1 protein-coding gene is annotated in these 510 nt (G+C 28.8%); it reads right to left on the reverse strand.

Annotated features, from left to right (window positions below):
- Nucleotides 1-73 precede the first annotated feature (73 nt).
- A partial coding sequence (locus HZY83_RS08630) for an ATP-binding protein (RefSeq protein WP_218925376.1) occupies nucleotides 74-510 on the reverse strand: 437 nt, incomplete at its 5' end.

Raw genomic sequence — 510 nt, forward strand, 5'->3', positions numbered from 1 at the left:
AAATATTCTTTCATCATTTTTATCTATCTTATAAGCAAAAGGTCTTTTTATTAGTTTTTCTATTTTGTTCATATTAATTAAACCTTTCTTCTGCTTTTGCGACTTCTGTTTTCTCTACTGTTTTAAAACTTTGTGTCCATTCATCAAATAAACAATGCACAGATAGCTTTGATACTCTCCCGTAAAAGTCTCTAAATAAACATTGTCCTTTTACTGTATTTGATAATATTTTATAATTTATATCGTTACTTTCTAGTCCTAAAAGCTGTAAAATATTATCTCTGTCTTGGTCTTCGTCAAAGGCAAATATACAACCATAATTACCTGCGATACCTTGCTCGTCTTTTATATCTCCAACAAGTTGAGTTATGAATATTAATGCATTATTCATACTTCTTCCGATACGCTCTAGTTGTTTTTTTATTGCTCTACCTATTTTTGTTACGTTAAAACTCCAAGCCTCATCTATGTATATCATTGTTTTTTCGTTTTTATCACTTCCAAATATTC

Origin of the sequence: Gemella sp. GH3, from assembly GCF_013415425.1 — a bacterium.
Classification (GTDB): domain Bacteria; phylum Bacillota; class Bacilli; order Staphylococcales; family Gemellaceae; genus Gemelliphila.